This window comes from Candidatus Poribacteria bacterium, from assembly GCA_021295715.1.
Classification (GTDB): domain Bacteria; phylum Poribacteria; class WGA-4E; order WGA-4E; family WGA-3G; genus WGA-3G.
In genome coordinates this window covers 36,861-56,677 of the sequence record JAGWBV010000008.1, presented here as the reverse complement: position 1 = coordinate 56,677, position 19,817 = coordinate 36,861, and the positions used below count along the sequence as shown (strand labels likewise).

General features: G+C 48.8%; 17 protein-coding genes. 10 read left to right on the top strand and 7 right to left on the bottom strand.

The window, feature by feature from the left end:
- Nucleotides 1-7: 7 nt before the first annotated feature.
- Together J4G07_04325 and J4G07_04320 are read right to left on the bottom strand one after the other, a co-directional pair.
- Complete coding sequence (locus tag J4G07_04325) at nt 8-217, bottom strand: hypothetical protein (protein MCE2413205.1); 210 nt, start codon at nt 215-217, stop codon at nt 8-10.
- Between the two features lie 20 nt (nt 218-237).
- Complete coding sequence (locus J4G07_04320; GenBank protein MCE2413204.1) at nt 238-477, bottom strand: hypothetical protein; 240 nt, start codon at nt 475-477, stop codon at nt 238-240.
- Between the two features lie 86 nt (nt 478-563).
- Here J4G07_04320 and J4G07_04315 point away from each other — a divergent pair, with 86 nt between their 5' ends.
- Nucleotides 564-719, top strand: a complete 156-nt coding sequence (locus J4G07_04315; GenBank protein MCE2413203.1) for a hypothetical protein — start codon at nt 564-566, stop codon at nt 717-719.
- 16 nt (nt 720-735) lie between these two features.
- Nucleotides 736-1,569, top strand: coding sequence for a LamG domain-containing protein (locus tag J4G07_04310; protein MCE2413202.1), 834 nt, complete (start codon nt 736-738; stop codon nt 1,567-1,569).
- 32 nt (nt 1,570-1,601) lie between these two features.
- On the opposite strand, the gene J4G07_04305 is transcribed toward J4G07_04310, so the two are convergent.
- Together J4G07_04305 and J4G07_04300 are read right to left on the bottom strand one after the other, a co-directional pair.
- The gene (locus J4G07_04305; protein MCE2413201.1) at nt 1,602-1,751 is read right to left on the bottom strand and encodes a hypothetical protein; all 150 of its coding nucleotides are present in this window, start codon (nt 1,749-1,751) and stop codon (nt 1,602-1,604) included.
- Between the two features lie 273 nt (nt 1,752-2,024).
- Nucleotides 2,025-2,495: a hypothetical protein gene (locus J4G07_04300; protein MCE2413200.1), complete on the bottom strand. Its 471-nt coding sequence runs from the start codon at nt 2,493-2,495 to the stop codon at nt 2,025-2,027.
- A 224-nt stretch (nt 2,496-2,719) separates the two neighbouring features.
- On the opposite strand from J4G07_04300, the gene J4G07_04295 reads away from it, so the two are divergent.
- From J4G07_04295 to J4G07_04260, 8 genes are all read left to right on the top strand, one after another.
- On the top strand, nt 2,720-5,008 hold the full coding sequence (locus J4G07_04295; GenBank protein MCE2413199.1) for a CotH kinase family protein: 2,289 nt from the start codon (nt 2,720-2,722) through the stop codon (nt 5,006-5,008).
- 43 nt (nt 5,009-5,051) lie between these two features.
- Nucleotides 5,052-5,618, top strand: a complete 567-nt coding sequence (locus J4G07_04290) for a Uma2 family endonuclease (protein MCE2413198.1) — start codon at nt 5,052-5,054, stop codon at nt 5,616-5,618.
- A gap of 143 nt (nt 5,619-5,761) precedes the next feature.
- On the top strand, nt 5,762-7,726 hold the full coding sequence (locus tag J4G07_04285; GenBank protein MCE2413197.1) for a YjhG/YagF family D-xylonate dehydratase: 1,965 nt from the start codon (nt 5,762-5,764) through the stop codon (nt 7,724-7,726).
- Nucleotides 7,727-7,767: 41 nt separating this feature from the next.
- The gene (locus J4G07_04280) at nt 7,768-8,148 is read left to right on the top strand and encodes a VanZ family protein (GenBank protein ID MCE2413196.1); all 381 of its coding nucleotides are present in this window, start codon (nt 7,768-7,770) and stop codon (nt 8,146-8,148) included.
- A gap of 229 nt (nt 8,149-8,377) precedes the next feature.
- Nucleotides 8,378-9,172, top strand: coding sequence for an MBL fold metallo-hydrolase (locus J4G07_04275; protein MCE2413195.1), 795 nt, complete (start codon nt 8,378-8,380; stop codon nt 9,170-9,172).
- Nucleotides 9,173-9,334: 162 nt separating this feature from the next.
- Entirely contained in the window at nt 9,335-9,862 is a 528-nt protein-coding gene (gene purE / locus J4G07_04270) for a 5-(carboxyamino)imidazole ribonucleotide mutase (protein MCE2413194.1), read from the top strand.
- Between the two features lie 207 nt (nt 9,863-10,069).
- Nucleotides 10,070-10,699 (top strand): RraA family protein, encoded by a 630-nt coding sequence (locus tag J4G07_04265; protein ID MCE2413193.1) that lies wholly within the window; start codon nt 10,070-10,072, stop codon nt 10,697-10,699.
- 173 nt (nt 10,700-10,872) lie between these two features.
- Nucleotides 10,873-11,202: an NIPSNAP family protein gene (locus J4G07_04260; protein MCE2413192.1), complete on the top strand. Its 330-nt coding sequence runs from the start codon at nt 10,873-10,875 to the stop codon at nt 11,200-11,202.
- Nucleotides 11,203-11,331: 129 nt separating this feature from the next.
- On the opposite strand, the gene J4G07_04255 is transcribed toward J4G07_04260, so the two are convergent.
- From J4G07_04255 to J4G07_04245, 3 genes are all read right to left on the bottom strand, one after another.
- Nucleotides 11,332-17,895, bottom strand: coding sequence for a T9SS type A sorting domain-containing protein (locus tag J4G07_04255; GenBank protein MCE2413191.1), 6,564 nt, complete (start codon nt 17,893-17,895; stop codon nt 11,332-11,334).
- Nucleotides 17,896-18,100: 205 nt separating this feature from the next.
- Nucleotides 18,101-19,390, bottom strand: coding sequence for a 4-hydroxythreonine-4-phosphate dehydrogenase PdxA (locus J4G07_04250; GenBank protein ID MCE2413190.1), 1,290 nt, complete (start codon nt 19,388-19,390; stop codon nt 18,101-18,103).
- A 94-nt stretch (nt 19,391-19,484) separates the two neighbouring features.
- Nucleotides 19,485-19,748: an RNA-binding S4 domain-containing protein gene (locus J4G07_04245; GenBank protein MCE2413189.1), complete on the bottom strand. Its 264-nt coding sequence runs from the start codon at nt 19,746-19,748 to the stop codon at nt 19,485-19,487.
- Nucleotides 19,749-19,817: the final 69 nt, after the last annotated feature.

The following is a 19,817-nucleotide window of genomic DNA, read 5'->3' as shown; positions in this document are numbered from 1 at the left end:
AAGACGACTATGCCCCTTGACTTTGAGGTACCGCATTCTGAGCAACAGCGTTCTGCGTCGATACAATCACACCCTGTAACGCCTGAAAATAGCTCATTTCAGCCATCTTGATTGCATGTGTATCTCCACTTGCGCGTGCCCGTCTAAGTGCTTCCCAACTCAACGCCAGCATCCGGTTCGTTTGCTCTAAAACTCTCCAATCCGCGTTTGAAATCATGGTGTCCCCCGAAATTCGTTTTACGCTATCGGCGGTTTGTTGTTCCGCTCAAACAGCGCATTCAATGCCTCGCTCAACAGGTCTTGAATACTCGTGTCCTTTTCAATCGCGAGCATCTTTAACTGCCGATGCACGTCCTTATCGAAATGTCCCGAAATCATCTTTTTACCCTGACGGGATGGGGGGACCATTGGATTCGGTTTTGGTGTTGTTTCAACGGTAACCCCACCCGCGTCTGATAGAATTGCTACTGTTTTCATATGATGTATGCCTCCATACATGTGCACATGCAGACATGTATACATGTCTGAGAGTATATTACGTTAGTTTTACAAGTCGGTTTCAGATGAGTGAAAATTTAATTTTCGGTTTTCGGCTTCCATATTTGGATGGAAAATTGGAGCGCGTTGGTTTTCTCTTGATAAAGACTGGCATAGTTATTAAAATGGCAAACGTGTATCGCGACGTTTTCGCTATTTTTGACATCGGTGATGAAAAATAGAAAAGGAGAGAACAAAATGAGAAGGTGCTTCTGGATGATCGCGGTTTCTGCATTTTGTGTTTTAACTTTCGATGCAACCGCCCAAGTGACAAAAGGTTTACACTTCTACATGCCTTTCAACGAAGGAAAAGGTGATATTGCCAAGGACGTAGGTCCAAACGGATTTGAAGCAGAACTCCACGATAGCGCGAAATTCGTTGCCAAAGGTAAGGTGGGGAGTGCAATCGAATTTTCGGAAGGTCCCGCATTGATAATTGATCCGGGCGGACAGAGTGAACTTTATGTGGAACATCTGACCGTTGCCGTTTGGATACATCCCTTTGAAATATCAAAGGTCGGTCTCGGTGACGGACACGTCTATGGGAATATCTTTTATGACAAATCGGGTACAAGCGACGACAACGTCGAATTTGGACTCGGAAGTGGCGAAGGATTGTATTGGTATATCAATTCTGGGCAGAAAAAGATGGGTCCGTTTAACGGCGCCGATGTTGACACAACACTTTCATTGCCTAACTTAGGTTTGAAACCTAAGAACTGGTACCACGTCGTTGGGACATTTGATGGAGAGAAAATTCAGATTTACCTTGACGGGGAACTTGCGGGTGAGAAAGATGTGCCAAAGAACGGTCCCGTAATGGTCTGGAACGACAATAACATTGAAATTGGCGGTCGTCCGGACACAAACGGCGGTGCCAATCTCTACAAGGGCATGCTTGACGAATTGGCGGTATATGACCGTGCGTTAACAGCAGCAGAAGTTGAGACGGTTATGAACGCCAGAGATATTCTGACCGTGGATATTGCAGGCAAATTGACAACGACATGGGGTGCGCTCAAGACAAGGTAGTAGGTATATGCTATGTAACAATTGATCCCACCTCAAAATGGCAGGTGCGGTTTCCTTCCCCGGGGCGCATATCCATGAAGCCGAAGGGTTTGCGTTGTGAAACCCGTCTCATCGAGATAAACAGTTTTGCGTCCTTGTGCCTTGACTTCAGCGAGAGCCTTCTGATAGGTTGCTCTTTTCACTGGGCATTGCTCCTGATACCCGAGGCTTTTTTTCGTGTGATATTGCCTCTTGCCAAGGCATAAAAGATACCGTACATCGACTCGTCTATACTGTGTTAGTTTCAAGGTGGGTGGAATTTGGTTTCTGTTTCTCCTTAAGGCGAAGAAACTGTACACCTTGTTTCTTAAGTTCTTCTTGCCTACGCATTACATCAACACAGTACCTATGAATGTCGCCGTTGAATCGCGCATTAACTTGTCGCTTTGCTTCGCGAATTTCTTCCAGAATATCGTTCATGTTTCAATCTCGAGTAGTTGTATCGGAGTTAGGATATTAACAGGGAAATAACCTGCTGCCTGACAAACTCGGTCAAACTGAATTTCTTGATTTGGATTGGCAAGATGCCTAAGGTTCCATGTAGTGAGGTAGGGAATCCCGTTTACGGTAGCTACTGCTACACGTATTGCATCACGTTCCTGGTTCGGAGGCAGAACCCGTGCTTGAAGTAGTAGTTCAGTGAGAAATTCAACTTCCTCTGTGATTTCAAGAATTCCTAATTTTTCGATGGCTTGCAATCTGAGTTTTACTTTATCCGGATGTCTTCCAGCTTGAATTTCGTCTATGACCCGTTGGGAAATAATAAACTGAAACCGTTTGTCGTTCCATAAGCGAGAGGTTACCTCTTGCATCTCAACAATCTCGGGTTCTGTCCTATGATCTCGGATTAAGAAACTTGGAATCGATGTATCTAAATAGACAAACACAGTGTCCCGCTTATATTTTTACTTAATAGTATCAAGGGGGCAGCAAATTGCTGAAAGCAAGCTGATCTCGTTACCATTCCAAGTGAAACCAATTCCTTCAGCTTATCTGCATTATAAAACATTGTGCCGTAATATTCAAGTGAAATTGATCAAAATTCGCAAGCATAAAAATCCAAAACCTGCTATACTAATTGCAACTAAAAAAATTTAAGAATGGGTGAAAAATGACAAAATGGACAGTCTGTTTAGCAACACTTTTCTGTTTGGGGGTTGCTATTCATAGCAGTAGCGCAAAAGAATTGACGTTAAATGATATTTTCCCAACCGATCGGGTTATAGATGTCCAAATCACCGTTCCACAGCGGGATTGGGATACGATTCGGCACCAGTCACGCGATTTTATGACAGCACTTGGGGCATCTCGGCAATTTAAGCCGATGGAAAGTCCATATACCTATGTTGAGGCAAGCGTTAGCATTGATGGCATCGCCTTTCCAAAGGTAGGGTTGCGTAAAAAAGGGTTCATCGGTTCGCTAAGCAGCACCCGCCCCTCTCTCAAAATCAAGCTTAATCATATCGACAAAGAGGGTGGAATTGAAGGACTGACGAATCTGACACTTAATAACAACAAACAAGACACAAGTCTAATGAGCCAATTTATGGGGTACGCGCTGTTTAATGCAATTGGGTCGCCCGCGCCACGCTGTGCGTATGCGAAAGTGACAGTGAACGGCGAAAGCCTCGGTATCTACTCGCACGTAGAGACCGTCCGTAAACCGTTGTTGAAACGCGCCTTCGGTAACAGTAAGGGTCCGCTCTATGAAGGAACGGTCGTGGACTTTTACGAAGGGTGGGGAAATAGTTTTGAACATAAACGGGGTGATGATACACGCGGCAGAGCACATATAAACGCATTGATCGACCTTCTGGCGGACCCGAAAGCAACAGAGGCTGATATTGGTGAACTGATAGATTTGGAGTCGTTTTACAAATTCTGGGCAGCTGAAGGGGTGGTCGGATTCTGGGACGGTTATTCCGGCAATAAAAATAACTTCTTTGTCTATTTGAACCCAGAAGACAGCAAATTTCACTTCACTCCATGGGGTATGGATTCCATCTTTACAAAGATGAGTAAACTTGAGTTCATGAACGACAGGCGCGCACCGATCTCGGTCAAGACGCAGGGCTTGATCGCGTATAAGTTGTATCAATTCGAGTCTGGACGCAAACGGTATGCCGAAGCACTCACCGAAATTTTAGACAATCATTGGAACGCTCCAGAATTGTTAGCCACGTTAGACAAAGCCGCTGTAATGGTCGAGCCGCATTTAGTGCCTGCTCAGCGTGTCATTCAAGAAGATTGGGGTAGACGTGGAGGGTGGGGGAGAGAGTCCAAGAAACCGACCTTTGCAAGCGAACTGGAGGAAGTCCGCGACTTCGTCCGCAATCGCAAAAGTGATCTACAGGCAGAAATTGCTGACGGAATGCCGGTGTGGCGCAAGCGACCGGAACCGCCGTTCGTTATCGCAGAAGATGGCGACTTCATGAAAAATTTTCTGAAATCAATAGAAGATACCATAGTAGGCGCAGCACGCATGGGGGACCTTGAAGCCATCAAACAACACATAGCGGGAGGAGCGGATGTTAACGCACTGCATTTTGAGATGCCCCCCTTGACCTGGGCAGCAGTGATGGGGCAGACAGAAGCTGCCGAATTACTACTTCAGCACGGCGCAAATGTCAACGGCAGAAACAGAGATGATAACACTGCCTTGCATCTCGCAATGTTTTTGGGACGTGCTGAAACCACTGAACTGCTTCTGAGAAGCGGAGCCGATGTCAACGCAAAGAATGATGATGGTGCCACACCTGTAGATACCTTGCAGGTGCCGTGGGAAATGACGAAGATGCTGGCAGGATTCATGGGGGTAGAGTTGGAACAGGAACAGGTTGAGGCGGGAAAAGCCAAAATTCGGGAGATGTTTAGTGCTGACGCGAAAATAGGGGCAGAAGTCCCATCAAACTCCGAGAATAATTCAGAAGATTTATGGGCAGCATCGCGCACATCCTCGTCACAGCGTTTGTCAGCAGCAGCCTTCACAGGTGATGTCGCTGCCATGAAACAGGCACTAACAGATGGCGCAGATCCGAATACCAAAGACCCGCAATCCGGTAGCACACTGTTAGCGACTGCCGCGTTGATGGGACACACGGAAGTTGTAGCACTTCTCCTCCAACATGGTGCGGACATTGACGCAAGAAGTCAGGACGGTGGAACCGCACTGCATGCAGCGGCTTTCCTCGGACGGGCTGAGACTGTGAAACTCCTACTTGATAAGGGCGCGGATACCACGCTTCGAAGCAATATGGGTGGCACAGCAATTGAAGGAGCAAAACTGAACTGGCTGATAACCAAGGGGATACTCGCCATGTTGAAACTTGAGGTGAACGAGGTAGAGGTGAAAGCCGGCAGAGCCGAGGTTATAAAACTGCTCGAAGAACACAATAAATAAGGGTATCGCGATCAGAAGATCGCTCTTACAGCGGAGGAAACCGATGCATAGTTCGCAAACGAACCCTGAATCCATTCAAGAAATACCAGTGCCTCGTACAATGACATTGGAGGAATTTCTTGAAAACGACTTTGAGGGGTATGAGTATATAAAAGGAGAATTAGTGCCGATGGCAGCTGCGGCAATTGTACATGGTGAAATAGGATCTAACGTCCATTTTCTTTTAGCATCACACGTTCGTAAAAATAAATTAGGACGTTTGTATATTGCAGAAACAACATTTCAATTAGGGGATCGGGTGGTAAAACCTGATATTGCGTTTGTCTCGACAGAACGGTTATCAGAAGATAAATTAAAGGGATTCCCCGTGGCTCCTGACCTCGCTATTGAGATAGTTTCACCGACAGATAAGCAGTATGATGTCACTGAAAAGGCATTAGCGTATCTGAAAGCGGGGACACGTCTCGTCTGGGTTATTGAACCGGTTGCAAAGACAGTCATGGTCTATCGTTCTGAAACAGATTTCACGCTGCTGACCAGTGAAGATACATTGACAGGCGAGGATGTCGTCGAGGGATTTACATGTCCGGTCGCGCAACTGTTTGAATAGAAAAGGTCATGTCGCATACGGATAAAAGAAGCAAAACCGTAGCCTGCAACGGTGCAGGGGTTTGATAAGGTGTTTCTTCAGATTTAAGGCATGCACGGTAAAGTCTTAATTCCCGTTGTGCCCCCGCAAGGAGAAATTTAAAAATGGCAAAACCGATTAACTACAGTGACATCTTAGAAACCGGCGATAGTGGCATCTATGACCTTAAAACACACGCCGCCGGTCCCGAAGGCAGTCTGCCCCTCACGGCAGAAATGCTCCTTAACCGACCCAGTGGAGATGTATTTGGCTTGACCCACAACGCTGCCATGGGTTGGGCACCTACAGAACTCAGGCGAGAGGAATTCCTGATCCTTAGCACACAGGGAGGTATCCGTGCTCCTGATGGTAGTCCAATCGCGCTCGGATACCATACCGGGCATTGGGAAGTCGGACTCCTGATGCAGGCAGTCGCACACGAACTTAAGGAACTCGCTGCAATTCCGTTTGCAGGCTACTGTTCCGACCCGTGTGATGGACGGACACAAGGCACCGTCGGTATGATGGATAGTCTCGCCTATCGCAACGATGCCGCACAAATTTTTCGTCGCCTTATCCGCTCTTTGCCAACGCGGAAGGGGGTCGTTGGTGTTGCCACATGCGATAAAGGCTTACCCGCGATGATGATGGCACTCGCTTCAATGCGGGAACTACCGGCTGTCCTCGTTCCGGGTGGCGTGACGTTGCCACCTACCACAGGCGAAGATGCGGGGAAGATTCAGACGATCGGTGTTCGTTTTGCACATGGTGAGATTAGCCTGCAAGATGCAGCAGACATGGGGTGCCGTGCCTGTGCGACACCTGGCGGAGGTTGTCAATTCTTGGGAACTGCCGCGACATCGCAAGTTATCGGAGAAGCGTTGGGAATGAGCCTGACGCATACAGCATTAGCACCCTCCGGACAGAACATCTGGTCGGACATGGGACTCCGTTCCGCACGTGCTGTGGTGAATTTAGCCGCGAAAGGGTTGACGATGAACGATATCGTTACACCGGAGGCGATTCGAAACGCCATGGTCGTGCACGCAGCGTTTGGCGGTTCAACGAACCTCCTGCTGCATATTCCCGCGATTGCGCACGCCGCTGGACTTGAACGCCCGACAGTGGACGACTGGACTGAAGTAAATCAGAATGTCCCGCGTCTCGTTGATGTCCTACCAAATGGACCTGTTGGACATCCCACAGTGAGAGTCTTCCTTGCAGGTGGTGTCCCTGAAGTCATGCTCCATCTGCGCGAATTGGGATGCCTCAATGAAGACGTAATGACAGCGACAGGTGAAACCCTCGGTAGCAACCTTGACTGGTGGGCAGCCTCGGAACGCCGAGCACGTGTCCGTCAAACACTGGAGGACAAAGATAACATTGCCCCCGATGAAGTGATTCTGAGTCCGGATGCCGCGAAGAAAGCGGGACTGACAAGCACTGTTACGTTCCCACGCGGCAACATTGCTCCAGAAGGCTCTGTCATCAAAAGTACTGCCATTGATCCGAGTGTCGTTGATGCTGACGGAGTCTATCGAATGACGGGACCGGCGCGTGTCTTTGTCCGTGAATCTGACGCGATACAGACGCTTAAAGGTCAGGGAGAAAGGGATCTCCAACCGGGTGACATCATGGTGCTGTGCTGTCGCGGTCCGCAAGGCACTGGAATGGAGGAAGTTTACCAACTGACAGCCGCATTGAAACACCTTTCCTTCGGCAAGAACATCGCCTTGATTACGGACGCTCGGTTCTCTGGTGTGTCAACGGGCGCGTGTATCGGGCACGTCGGACCGGAGGCACTTGCAGAGGGTCCCATCGGGAAGGTGCTTGATGGCGATATAATTCAGATTGAGATTGATACCCGGCGACTGGTGGGGAGTATTGATTTGGTAGGGCACGGCGGAGAACGCTTCGGGGTTGAAGCGGGTGGACAGGTGTTGGCAGCACGCTCACCGCGTCCAGATCTCGCGCCAGATGAGGCTTTGCCAGATGATACGCGGCTTTGGGCGGCGTTGCAATCTGTGGGTGGTGGCACATGGGGTGGCTGTGTCTACGACGTAGACGCGATCCTCAACGCATTGAAATAAGTGCTCACTCCCACGAAGCCTGCTGGTTTCCGAAACTTGCTATGAATATCTTGAAATACTGGGTCCCGCTGCTTCTGTACATGGCACTCATTTTTGTCATCTCGTCTTTGGAGCAACCGCCGCTCCCAATGCCAGAATTTGAGTGGTTGACGATTGACAAACTCTACCATTTCATCGAATACGCCATCCTCGGCGGATTGGTAGCACGAGCACTTGTGAAGGCGAAACCTGATTTAGTGCCATCGCGATTGGTGTGGTATGTGGCGGCGGTGTTCTCTATCCTCTACGGGGCAAGCGATGAATGGCACCAGACCTTTGTTCCCGGAAGATTCGCTACCCTTGCAGATTGGGTTGCCGATGTGTTGGGATCAATCGGAGGGGTGTTCGGTGCCTATCTTTATTATAAGAAAAAGTCGGCTTAATATAGTAGAACCCGTAATTACTTATACACTCAAAGATGGGCGAGGATTGTATCCTCGCCAGCGGGGGTGGGGTGTTTGTTCCCTGATGAACTGTAAACATATTTTTCGATTTTACTATAGTTGTCGGTTAAAGAATATCCCGATTTAACAAAACCCTTTCTTAACTGAAAACTGATAACTGAAAGCCTGCGTCGCAGGCGTACTGACAACTATTAAAAAAGGAATTAATATGCATCCACTTGTTAAATTGAAGGTGCCGGATGGTTCTATAGCTGTTCATTGGTTTGAACAGAGCAGTTTTGCGTTGAAGGGTTTTGATGGTACTATTGTCCAAATCGACCCTTATTTTCCACGTGAACGTCCGTCTGACCGGTTTATTCACACTGAACCACCGCTTGACGAATCAGCGCTTCCAACCGATTTCGTTCTCCTGACCCATGCCCACGGCGATCATACCTGTCCAGAATCTATACGTCGGATTTGGGAGACTTCGGACGCGACGCGGTTTGTTGGACCCGAAGAGAGCGCACGCCAAATCGCTGCAGAGACAGATGTTGCTGTAGGGCACATAACGGAGATCAGTGCTGGAGAATCAGCAACGCTAAAGAAGACCCTCACCGTCCATGCCGTCTATGCCAAGCCCCCTGAAGGCGATGCCTCCGCTGACATAGCACCCCCCGATGTCACACACTTGGGTTATGTGATTGTTAGCAACGGCGTAACGCTCTATTTCAGTGGCGATCCAATCAACAATTTCGCTGAACACGACGAGCTGATTTCAGCTGTATCGGCATATAAACCGGATGTTGGGTTTCTGACAAACCATCCGACCGAAGGCGAATTTCCGTTCTACGATGGATGCGTCAAAATGGCAACACGGATTGGACTGAAGCACGCTGTCCCAGTGCATCGTGCCTGTTTCGTCACCCGTGATTATGATCCGAATGAGTGGGCAAATCAATTCCCCGCAGGCGGACCCGAACCGCTTATTATTCAGAGAAATTCACATATTATTTATCCATAGGCAAGACGGATACGAGGAAGGCGTTGTCTGAAACAGGATTTGCAGGATTGTGTTCTTGGTAATACTATAAATCGTAGCCTGCAACAACGGTGCAGGCGAATCTGCGGAGAGGCACGCCCAACATGAAACCGTCCTAAACGAACCGCAAGGAAAAATTAAAAAATGTCCCTTCAAGATCAGAAAACTCCGCTTGTCGGTATCGTCATGGGAAGCGACTCCGACTTAGAAAAAATGGCAGAAGCCGCAAAGGTTTTAGAGGAATTCGACGTTCCATTCGAGATAACGATCTCCTCTGCGCACCGTTCGCCGGAACGAACGCTCGCATGGACAGAAAAAATTAAAGCAGAAGGTGGAAAGGTCATCATCGCAGGTGCTGGACGCGCAGCGCATCTCGCTGGGGTCATCGCCGCACATACGACACTACCGGTCCTCGGGGTCCCGATTGACGGCGGACCGCTCAACGGCATTGACGCGCTGTATGCAACAGTTCAGATGCCTCCCGGTATTCCGGTCGGAACGATGGCAATCGGATCTGGCGGTGCTCGGAACGCAGGACTCTTCGCTGTCCAAATTCTGGCGACTGTCTTTCCTGAACTGGAAGCAAAATTGTTAGCATACAAAGACAAATTGAGTGACGGTGTTGCAGAGAAAGCAGCGCGACTTCAAGAGGTAGGCTACGAGAATTATTAGAGGAGCGGTTATCAGTTATCAGTTTTCGGTTATCGGTTAAAGAGGAATCTGATTGAACTAAACCCTCTCTTAACTGACAACTGACAACTTTAGCCATCAACTCGACTCTGATATAAGACAGCAAAGCACGAGTTGATGGTTAAGACTGACAACTATTAGAAAATGAAAACTTTTGAGTGGCAGGACGGCACAGAACTGTTTGATTTGATGGAAGAGCAGTTATACGCTGCTGTGATTTCGGACGCACTTGATGCAGTCGGTTACCGCGAACAGGCACTGCGACATACTATCCGTCCCCTTCATCCAGAGATAGTTGTCGTCGGTCGCGCGATGCCTGTGCAGTGTGTGGATGTCTACGATATTCCAGATAAGCCATATCAGCAGGAGATCGCAGCGGTGGATAGCCTTAAACAGGACGATGTATTCGTCTGCTCTACGAACGAGAGCACCCGTAACTGTATTTGGGGAGAACTCCTTTCAACAGCGGCGCGTGCAAGAGGCGCGAGAGGTGCCATCATTGATGGGTTTGTCCGAGATGCTCGCCAGATTTTAGCAATGGGGTTTCCGGTGTTTACAACAGGGGTGTCGCCTGTTGATTCCAGTGGACGCGGCGATGTCGTCGCGTATAACGTTCCGATTGAATGTGGCGGTGTTACGGTTAATCCTGGCGATATTGTATTCGGTGATGCAGACGGTGTTGTTGTTATCCCACAAGCGGTAGAGGTAGACGTGCTTAAAGCTGCGTTCGCAAAGGTGGTGGGTGAAAATCGGACTCGTGATGAACTCCGTGCTGGCGTGACACTGCGCGAGGTTTATGACAAATACGGGATTTTGTGATGGATAGATTAGACTGAGACGCGGGGATCTCACTCAGAAAGAAAGAGTAAAAAGACGGATCTTGAACTCTTTAGAAAAAGCACGCAAGCCCAACCAACGGGCCGGGCTGGATAGACGAAAAGGAACGTTCTTCGTAAAACCAGCTTGAACGAACCGCAAGGAACATTAAAAATATGATTTATGAATTGCGCACTTATCAGGTTGTACCGGGAAAGATGAAAAACCTGAACGACCGGTTTGCAAACATCACTGTTCCACTATTCGAGAAGCACGGAATGAAGGTTATCGGATTTTGGGAAACGGCTATTGGGGAGGCAACGACAACGGAACTTGTCTATATGCTTGCTTTTGAAGATTTGGGACACTATCAACGTGCATGGGATGCATTCATTGCCGATCCCGCGTGGCAAGAGGCGAAACGCCTAACGGAGGTCGGCGGTCCCTTGGTAAACGTCGCGGGTTCCAAGATCATTGAACCGACAGATTACTCACCACTGCAATAACCATCAGCGGTCAGTCGGATTTTTTTTCAAAAAATCCTTTTAGCCCTCAGAGAAATGCCTATCGTCGAATTGGTTGAAAGGATGGCAGGATGGGGTCCCCAATTTTCCAACCTTCCACTTTTTGCCTTTTTAGCGTAGTATAGCGAGTTTTCCGATCTGTTCAATTCGGTTTCCATCTCCTGTCTGGGCGATGACACGATACAGATATACACCATTGGCACACCGCATTCCGATTTCATCTCTCCCATCCCAACGGGTCTCATTGGTCCCTCGATTCGCGCTGGCATCGACAATCGTCCGGAGCAGTCTACCGTTAACGCTGTAAATTTTGATTGTGACAGAGTCCGGTGCCTGTGCGAGGTGATAGGTGAAAAAGGTCTTTCCATCAACCGTTGGATTCGGGACATTAAAAACCTCGTTGAGTGTGACTTCCTCATTTAAGGTGAAAGTCGTAACGAGTTCCGCCGTGTTTTCACTGGTATCTGCAGCAGTGATATGGAGCTGATACTCACCGTTGGGAAGATCTGGAGCATAGGTGATAGCGGCATTTGTAGGAGCAGCGGGATCAAAGATTTCAGCGTAATCGCTCACGTCCAACGGTTCAAGCGTCTCATACACGTTTCCGAAATTGAGATGAAAAGCGGTTTCGTCCAGCGCGCTATCATCGGTTAGAGTAATTTTGAAGCGAGCTTGTTCTGTAAGGACTGTGCCGTCTATCAAAGGTTCGTCAAGGGGTTCGCGTGTTGAACCTGTACCGAGCGCAGTAACCCGAATGTCAATAGTGGGCGGCGTAAGATCTGGGGCTTCAGTGACAAAAAATCTGTAGGTGACAATCCCTTCGTCGCCGCCGATGGTGTTCCCATTGAAATCCTGTGCCGTAATATTGAAGGTGTGCTCACCCGGGAAGAGGATCGGTTGATAGTCAATCGGCACCGTTTGAAAACCCCCCTGCGTGCGGATCTCATAATCAGTAATCGGTTCAAGAGGACCGCTGTCCTTTTGTCTGGCGATTGTGAGGAATTCTGTATCAATACCGTTGGCATCCTGTAGCACAATAGAGATACTCGGGCGTGGCGGAATCACGCTGCCGGTCTGCGGTTGGATACCGTCCACCCATATACTGAAGGTAGGTGGTTCGGTATCGGTGCTCCGCATAAGCGCGAACTGTGTGAGCTTGTTTACCTCTGCCGTTATCGTTCCAGTTCGGGCACTACTGAATTTCACCTTATCACCGAAATTAAAGTTCTCAGAGCTTGCGGTGACGATGATATCCAATCCGAGATGGCTCAGATAAAGGGGTTCATTCACCTTACCTCGGACTTTGACTCCGTTTGGATGGTGGACAGGTTCCGCAGAGGCATCATAGAGTTCGTAACGGACAGAATCGGTAAAAAAGATAAACCAATCGCCAATCGCAAATTCTCCTTTGGGTCCAGGTCGACTGCTTACCGTGGCGTTACCATTGCCAAGATTGGCATTCCATGTTTCGATGAGAACAACATCGCCTCCGGGATCATAATCGGTTTTAAAAGCGAGAATATCCGCAAATTCAAAGGTGTAGTTGACTCCCAACGGTGTGCTTTCTTTCCTTGGAATCCGTAATTCCAAACCGAACCCTTCCTCCCTGAACGGATTATCCAATTGTCCGGGCTTATCAAGTTTTTGGATGAGTGGGTCTCCCTTGCGTTTGAGAAACACTTCGTATTCATTGGAATCCAAAAACAGTAGTATCCAAGTTCCAGCAGGAGTGAGATTCGGGTTGATGCTGATAGCAGAAGTTTCCAGTTCCTGTTCGCTTGCGTTCTCCATTTGCGTTGGAGTGACATAGTTTTCGAGCAGAAAATCGCCTTCGGAGGTGTAATTAATCTGTGATGACAAGCGTCGCCATGCCGAAGGATCTGCTTGCCATGCGTAGATTGCTAAGTCTTTTGTAAGTTCCTCTAATTCGGTTTTAAATGCCGGATTGTCGGGTTGGAGCAATGTCTCTTCCCGCACAGTATCTTCCAAAGCACTTACATCGAAGCGGAGTTTGACCTCGGCAGGTTTCTTGAGCTCCTTTACACCTGTGCGAAAAGCGGGTTCGTAATATTGCGCAACCTCTGTTCCCTGACGAATGAGTCCGCGTCGAAGTGCAGCGACGCGAGGAATGGGAGCGAACTGGAGATCCGGTTGAGATGGAGCAGCCGGCGACTGTGAAGAAACAGAGAGGGGGATACCTGCCTTATTCTGCGGTTCAGCATCGAGCGCGCTCGCAGGAAAGTGGATGTCAAACACTCTATCCAGGCTGAACGCTGTTAATTCCTCTTGCGGTTTGTAATTAAACTCATTGACGATAAAGGAGATGTGTTTTTTGTTATCAAACTGGCGTGATTCTTGGATATTTCCGAGAATTTCGTCCTCAATCTCCGGATCATCGGGATCCGCGAGAACATAAATCTTGTGTACGCCTGTTGCGAGCGGTTTGTCAAGATCCAAAGTTGCAGTCACGCGTTGCAACGCGTGTATGCCATCTGTCCAATCGTCCGGTGTAATGGTCACCCGCCCTATGATATCGGCATCTTCGTCGATGATGCTATTCCCCTCTGCATCTGGGTTACCTTCAGCAAATACCACTTCAATATCGGATCGAACGAGACGTCCACCAATGTTAATGATCTCTCCGACGAGTTGATAGTTGTTCTTTTCCTCATCAAACGTATATTGAATAGGTGCCCTGTCGGTTTCATCCGTACCAATTGCGATGTTGGGACCCTCAGGCACTCTGACGATGTTGCGTTCTATTTTTGATGGGATAGCGATTTCATGTCCTGTGCTGTCAGTAATGAGGAGTCGATAGCGGACCTGCCGTCCACCCGGTGGCAGCGGAATGGCTGTTTCGAGTTCATACCATTGTCCACCGAGAGGGACATCGCCAGGGGGGGCTCGCGCAGGGACCATCTGTATTGTCTCGTCTTTGAAGGTAGCCGTGTCATCCCATAAAACCTTTATACTTCGTATACCGCCGGGTCCCTTATCATCAACAACAAGGACGCTAATACTGAGCGTGTCTGTAACTTTAATATCAATGGTTTCTCGGATGTCGTGTACAACGGGTGTGTCAATCCAAAACCGAGTTCCGCCGATAGCAGCGCGAGTCTCATCATAAGCGAAGACCCGTGCAACTCCGCCACCCGGTAGCGCGCTGTTTGGTACGTCAAGACGAATCGTCCCATATTCCCCCTTCCAGACTCTGCCGCCCGTCCGCTGCACGAGGTCATTATTGATATTATCGTCAAAATGATTCGCGAAGGTTGCGAAGGCAGTGAGCGACTCCGTACTAAAATCGGATGCGATTGTAAAACGCTCAGCACCTGGCAGTGCAATTCCAGACACCTTATCAAAAACATCTTCAATTGTTCCTACCTCGTTCGCCTTGATGACAATTTCGTGTGTCTTGTTGAGCGCGATGCGTTCTAAATCAACCTTTATATCAAGTTCGGGACGAGCGAGGTGGGACGCGGGGTCTCCGAAAAGTGTGTATTGTTCCGTCCCAGGGATCCATTGTGTATTCCGAATGCGACTGACAAAACTAATTTTAGCATCGGCAACAATATGCCCTATCGTTGGTGGAAGTTCACCATCACCGTTGATAACAAGTTTAGGTGCACGACCTACTCCGAACAGGGATTCAAAGAGGTCTTTGTCGAATTCGGCATTTGCTGTGCCGTAGGTTAACCGTGTCGCCGAGAGTGCCGCAATCGCACCATATTTTCCCAACAGAAATTGCTCGCTCAGGCAGAAGTTCCCAACCTGCTGCGGTTTGTCAAACTGTCCATTCAGACAGGTCGTTGTAATAACAAAGGGGAGGTATCGGTTTCGCAGACTAACGACATCTTCGCTATGAAAAATAGCCTCATCTGCCCACGTCTGTATGCCTCCATGCCCAGTATATTCAATGGCAAGCGCGCCTCTGTTGATAGCAGCACGAATTTGCGCGCGTGTGCGATCGGGGCTTCTAATCTTTCGAAGATAAATTTGGCGAGTGTCATATCCAACGGGTATAATTTCCTGTATCAATTCATTACGCGATGCCTCAAAGACACCATCGGATGGATTATCTGTGTGGTCATCTGCGACCTGAATCAATGTCCCTTGCCACACCCCCGTTTGAAGATTCTTCTCATAGTTGATGATCTTTTCAACCATGGTCGCGAGTTCATCGCGAGTTTGAACAGAGAGTCTTCCGATAAGCATGTCTGGAAGTGCATCCTCGCCGCTGATGTTAACAAAGCGCTGGTCCATAGCGGTTTCCCCACTTGCGGGTGCCCATCCATGATATGTAGGCACAGTGATCGGATAGAGATTATAGGTGCCACGAAAATTGGGATCGCGACGATAACGCTCAACCGTCGTGTTTTTGTAATCATAGTGGGCATCGCCAACGAGGAGGACATAAGTGGGCGCAGGCTGTTGCCAACTGTTATAGGCGTATCGGAGGAACCGACGGATCGCAAAGGGGTTAAAAAGACCATCGCTGAATTCATCGTAGATATCACCAATATCAACAACCATAGTCGTCAAGCCCTGTGAACGGCGAAATTCGACGAGGGGTTGAATGTTTTCGGTGAAGTTCGGATGCGTAATGACGACATAGTCTGCTTGGTTGGAAGGATTGCGTAACGGTGTTGGCGGCGTTCGGACAAGCGCGTTGATGCTTCGATAGCCAGAACGGCTGATGACGAAATAACGCTTGTGTTGGTTGACAGTATCCTCAAAGAGAATTTGATGGCTCGCACCAATGCGCGTAACTTTACCACCAGTGAGTCTACTGGCGATGCCATTCTCGTCAATTTGATACACATCAATTGTATCCTGAAAGATGTTTCGGACGTTGTAATGGACTTTGCCACGGTTGCGTGGTTCAGTATTGGTATTGAACTCAAGACGGTTAGCCTCTGCCTGAAACCCTCGCCAATAGTCAAATTCATACCAGTCGAGATAGAAGTCGTAGGAGCCAGCGGGGGTGTGATTCTTATCCAATGCCTCGATACGCATGAAATTCACTTGGTTATTATGGACGCGGGCATGTGGAATGCTGCGGGTCGCGATCTGCGAACCTTGGCGTTTCCACTCCTCAATCCTACCGAGTTGAAGACCGTTGAAAGAAATTCGGGCAAGGTGAAGTGCGTTCCCTCTGCGGGAAGCCCCTTGGAATTTGAGACGCAAGGTGGCTAAGCGGTCGATCGCGAGCCGTGGGACAGCCATGGGCACCTCTATGGGAAAATCCTTTCGACTTGTATCAATGTTCCCACCGCGGAAAGCAACCCAGAAATAGTGATCGGCAAGTTCAGACTTAATCTCGGTACCCGCCAAGACATCATGATGCACATTTTCTTCAAATCGAGCACGTGCTAAGAAAGCGGTGGGTGATATCAGGTTTTGTGTCACTGGCGTTGCGTCTCGTTCCTCAACGCGCGACCCCTCAATGCCAGTATTTGGCTCTCCTTGTAAAGCGAAGCGAAGCCAGTAAACGTTTTCGTCGGTAAATTTGTTATCAGCCAATGCGCGCCCATAAAAGACCATCCACTCGTCTTGGTCGAAGGTGTTGTTCCCGTTTTCATCAAAAACATAGATGCCCTGTTTTTGTCCGCTACTTTCCAATCGAACGGTATCAAGGTCAATATCTTCTGGCTCGATACCTGTTGCTCTAATCTTATTATAGGTAATGCGATAGAGATCCGTTCTGGTAATGGGGATTTTAAATCGGAACGTATTGGAAACTGTTAGGGCGGGTGCTCGAGGAGCGTAATTTCCGTAAGACATCTGCCGCTGACTGCGCCACGGTTTTGCCTGATCATAATTTCGCAGCGTTCCTTGGAATAAACTCTCAAAAGCCGGAGATTTCCTTGAAAAGGTAGACGGAGCAGCAGAAACAGTTTTACCAGCAGAAGTTCCCATGCCCAGGTTCCCACTCGTTACCCGAAAAGATGGGAAATCGATACGGAATGTCACAGATTTGAAAATTTTCAACTGCTTTGTTGCCGGATTGTATTGTATCGGGTTGATTTGCAGACTCGCGATGCGCTGGTCCCGCACAAAACCTACGGGGATAGCCTCAACCAACTGTGTCGGATAAAAGCCTTGAGCCCGCGAAGTATTGGGGCGGGAGTGTGTCGTTGGAGAAGGGAAAATTGGGTCGTCTGGCGTGATACGAATATTTTCAACGTTTCTTATCTCTGGACGTGCTTGAATGACGGTGACAATAGGTGTCCCAACGATGGGAATACCGATGCGTTGTGTGTAGATAGGGAGACGCGGTTTCCCAACATCAAGCGTCCAATCCGCACCCGCAAAATAGATTTCGATGTATTGGCTATCGGCTGTCGGGGCGGTTTTTTCTTCCGAAAAAACCTCTTGGCTATCGGTAAAGAGGGTATCGTTTAAGGGAACTCTCTTTGCTGACTGCCGACTGCCGACTGCCGACTGCCATTCTTGCTGACGGCTATTCCTTACTTGGATTTCGGGTAGTGTGAAACGGGCTGTGAGTGTGTCCGATGTGGTTGCGAGAATCTGTAGAGGATTTTTGCTTGGGATTTTTGCTTGAACATTTTCTCTGGATGTCCCCAATGTTGATGGGGTCTGTGCTACGGAAATTAATGTTAGAACGGTGTAGCATATAAAAATTATGGCTAAAAAAAAACGAATCTTTCTCATTTTTCTAATTTTTTGATTATTCGCAAGGCGTTAAATGAAAATGAAGCGGTGGTTTAACAACGAATTTTGGGTGCCTACCTCATGCGCCGTTGTTGCAGGCGGCTGATTTTGATTATTTTCTGAATTGTAGTCTGTAACGTAGTGGAGGACGGATATAAGAAAGGCACTTCAAAGTCAAGTCCATATTATTCCTCCGCAAGGTAAATTAAAAAGTCCGCGCGAGTCGCGCAGCACAACTTAATGCGCCCACCAAACTCATTTCGTTAGCGATACCTTTGCCAGCTATGTCAAATGCCGTTCCGTGGTCCACGCTCGTCCGGACAATCGGTAAGCCTAAAGTGACATTCACAAGTTTACCAAATCCAAGAAGTTTTATCGGAATATTGCCCTGATCGTGATACATCACGATAACGGCGTGCCATTCGCCTTGACTTGCCTTGACAAAAAGTGCGTCCGCGGGAAGCGGTCCATCGATTGTGCCGAGGTGTGTTTGTGCCTGCGCGATGGCTGGACGGATAAGGAACTCCTCCTCTTTTCCGAACACGCCGTCCTCACCTGCGTGAGGGTTTAACCCCGCAATGGCAAGTCTCGGTTCGGAGATACCACAACGGATCAGTGCCTGTCGAGTGATACGTATAACCTCAACAATCCTTTCGACAGAGAGATGTTTTGATACATCAGCTAATGCAACGTGATTCGTAACGAAGGAAACCGCTGGAATAACTCTCCGCAGAGGCACGCCATCACGATGATCGTGATCGCGTGACCTCTGAGACTCTGGGAAACCATCAGCGTACTGGCTGTCGGAAACCGTCGGAAACCGTCGGCTATCAGCAACAGAAGAAACAGAGTCGACGGTATCTTGCTGACGGCTGACACCTGATGGCTGACGGCTATTTTTTTCACTGTTGGTCGCTGACGGCTGGTGGTTATCCAATGCTTCGGGTGTACAGAGCATCATTACTACCTGTGGTGTGTTCGTAAAGGCAGCAAGCATTTCCGTATGTCCTGGATAGGAAAACCCTGCGCGGTGTATAGCGGCTTTGCAGATCGGGGCAGTTGTGAGGGCATCCAGTTCGCGATGCATCGTAAGATGCGTCCCTGTTTCAATGGCTTCCACAGCAGCAGCACCCGCTCGCGCATCTATAGTACCCACAGAAATGTCCTGAGGGGATATTAAAGACACATCAAGGACATCAATCGTTCCATGCTTTGCAATTGCCTGCATCGGGGTTTTGATTATATTGAGGTTGAGTGGAGGTCTGCTGGAAGATGCGAAGCGGGAACACGCGTCCTGAAGGATAGCGGAACTACCAATAACGATCGGTTGGCATAACGAATATACACTCTTATGGGTAAGTGCCTTGACAACGATTTCGGGACCGATGCCAGCCGCATCCCCTATTGTGAGTCCAACCTTCGGTTTTTTAATCATGGTCCCTTGGACGCAGTTCCACTGCGGTTCTTGATGTGCTGGATGTGATAGTGCCCACACGCTAAAGCGTGGGACTTCGGCTTCGTAGCGACTGCGGTTTTCTCAAATGACAAACTCATAGGCTGATGTGCCTTGCTTGATCAGGAGATAGAGACTACGAGTTTAGTTGACGATAGAGCGTTGTGGCACGGGCACGCGAAACGTTTCCAGCGGGCAGTTCAAGCACCTCGTATTCAGGTTCAGGTGCCTCTTCATCGCCGGATGGATGAGGTAAGCAGATAACATCACCAACAGCGAGCATTTTTCCCGCTTTCGCAGCGTGTCCATTGACGCTGACCGCACCTTTGCTGCAGAGAGTGTTGGCGATTGTACGTCGTTTCACGAGACGACTGACCTGCAGGAATTTGTCTAAGCGCATTTTTTAATAGTTGTCGGTTGTCGGTTGTCGGTTAAGGGGTTGTGGCAGTGGCACATCAGGTAACCGCCA

Excerpts from the sequence above, each read along its gene's own strand:
- J4G07_04245 (MCE2413189.1), bottom strand. The coding sequence starts at position 19,748 with ATGCGCTTAGACAAATTCCTGCAGGTCAGTCGTCTCGTGAAACGACGT.
- J4G07_04280 (MCE2413196.1), top strand. The coding sequence starts at position 7,768 with ATGAATATCTTGAAATACTGGGTCCCGCTGCTTCTGTACATGGCACTC.
- J4G07_04260 (MCE2413192.1), top strand. The coding sequence starts at position 10,873 with ATGATTTATGAATTGCGCACTTATCAGGTTGTACCGGGAAAGATGAAA.
- J4G07_04310 (MCE2413202.1), top strand. The coding sequence starts at position 736 with ATGAGAAGGTGCTTCTGGATGATCGCGGTTTCTGCATTTTGTGTTTTA.
- J4G07_04320 (MCE2413204.1), bottom strand. The coding sequence starts at position 477 with ATGAAAACAGTAGCAATTCTATCAGACGCGGGTGGGGTTACCGTTGAA.
- purE (MCE2413194.1), top strand. The coding sequence starts at position 9,335 with ATGTCCCTTCAAGATCAGAAAACTCCGCTTGTCGGTATCGTCATGGGA.
- J4G07_04290 (MCE2413198.1), top strand. The coding sequence starts at position 5,052 with ATGCATAGTTCGCAAACGAACCCTGAATCCATTCAAGAAATACCAGTG.
- J4G07_04325 (MCE2413205.1), bottom strand. The coding sequence starts at position 217 with ATGATTTCAAACGCGGATTGGAGAGTTTTAGAGCAAACGAACCGGATG.
- J4G07_04275 (MCE2413195.1), top strand. The coding sequence starts at position 8,378 with ATGCATCCACTTGTTAAATTGAAGGTGCCGGATGGTTCTATAGCTGTT.
- J4G07_04285 (MCE2413197.1), top strand. The coding sequence starts at position 5,762 with ATGGCAAAACCGATTAACTACAGTGACATCTTAGAAACCGGCGATAGT.
- J4G07_04295 (MCE2413199.1), top strand. The coding sequence starts at position 2,720 with ATGACAAAATGGACAGTCTGTTTAGCAACACTTTTCTGTTTGGGGGTT.
- J4G07_04255 (MCE2413191.1), bottom strand. The coding sequence starts at position 17,895 with ATGAGAAAGATTCGTTTTTTTTTAGCCATAATTTTTATATGCTACACC.
- J4G07_04265 (MCE2413193.1), top strand. The coding sequence starts at position 10,070 with ATGGAAGAGCAGTTATACGCTGCTGTGATTTCGGACGCACTTGATGCA.
- J4G07_04315 (MCE2413203.1), top strand. The coding sequence starts at position 564 with ATGAGTGAAAATTTAATTTTCGGTTTTCGGCTTCCATATTTGGATGGA.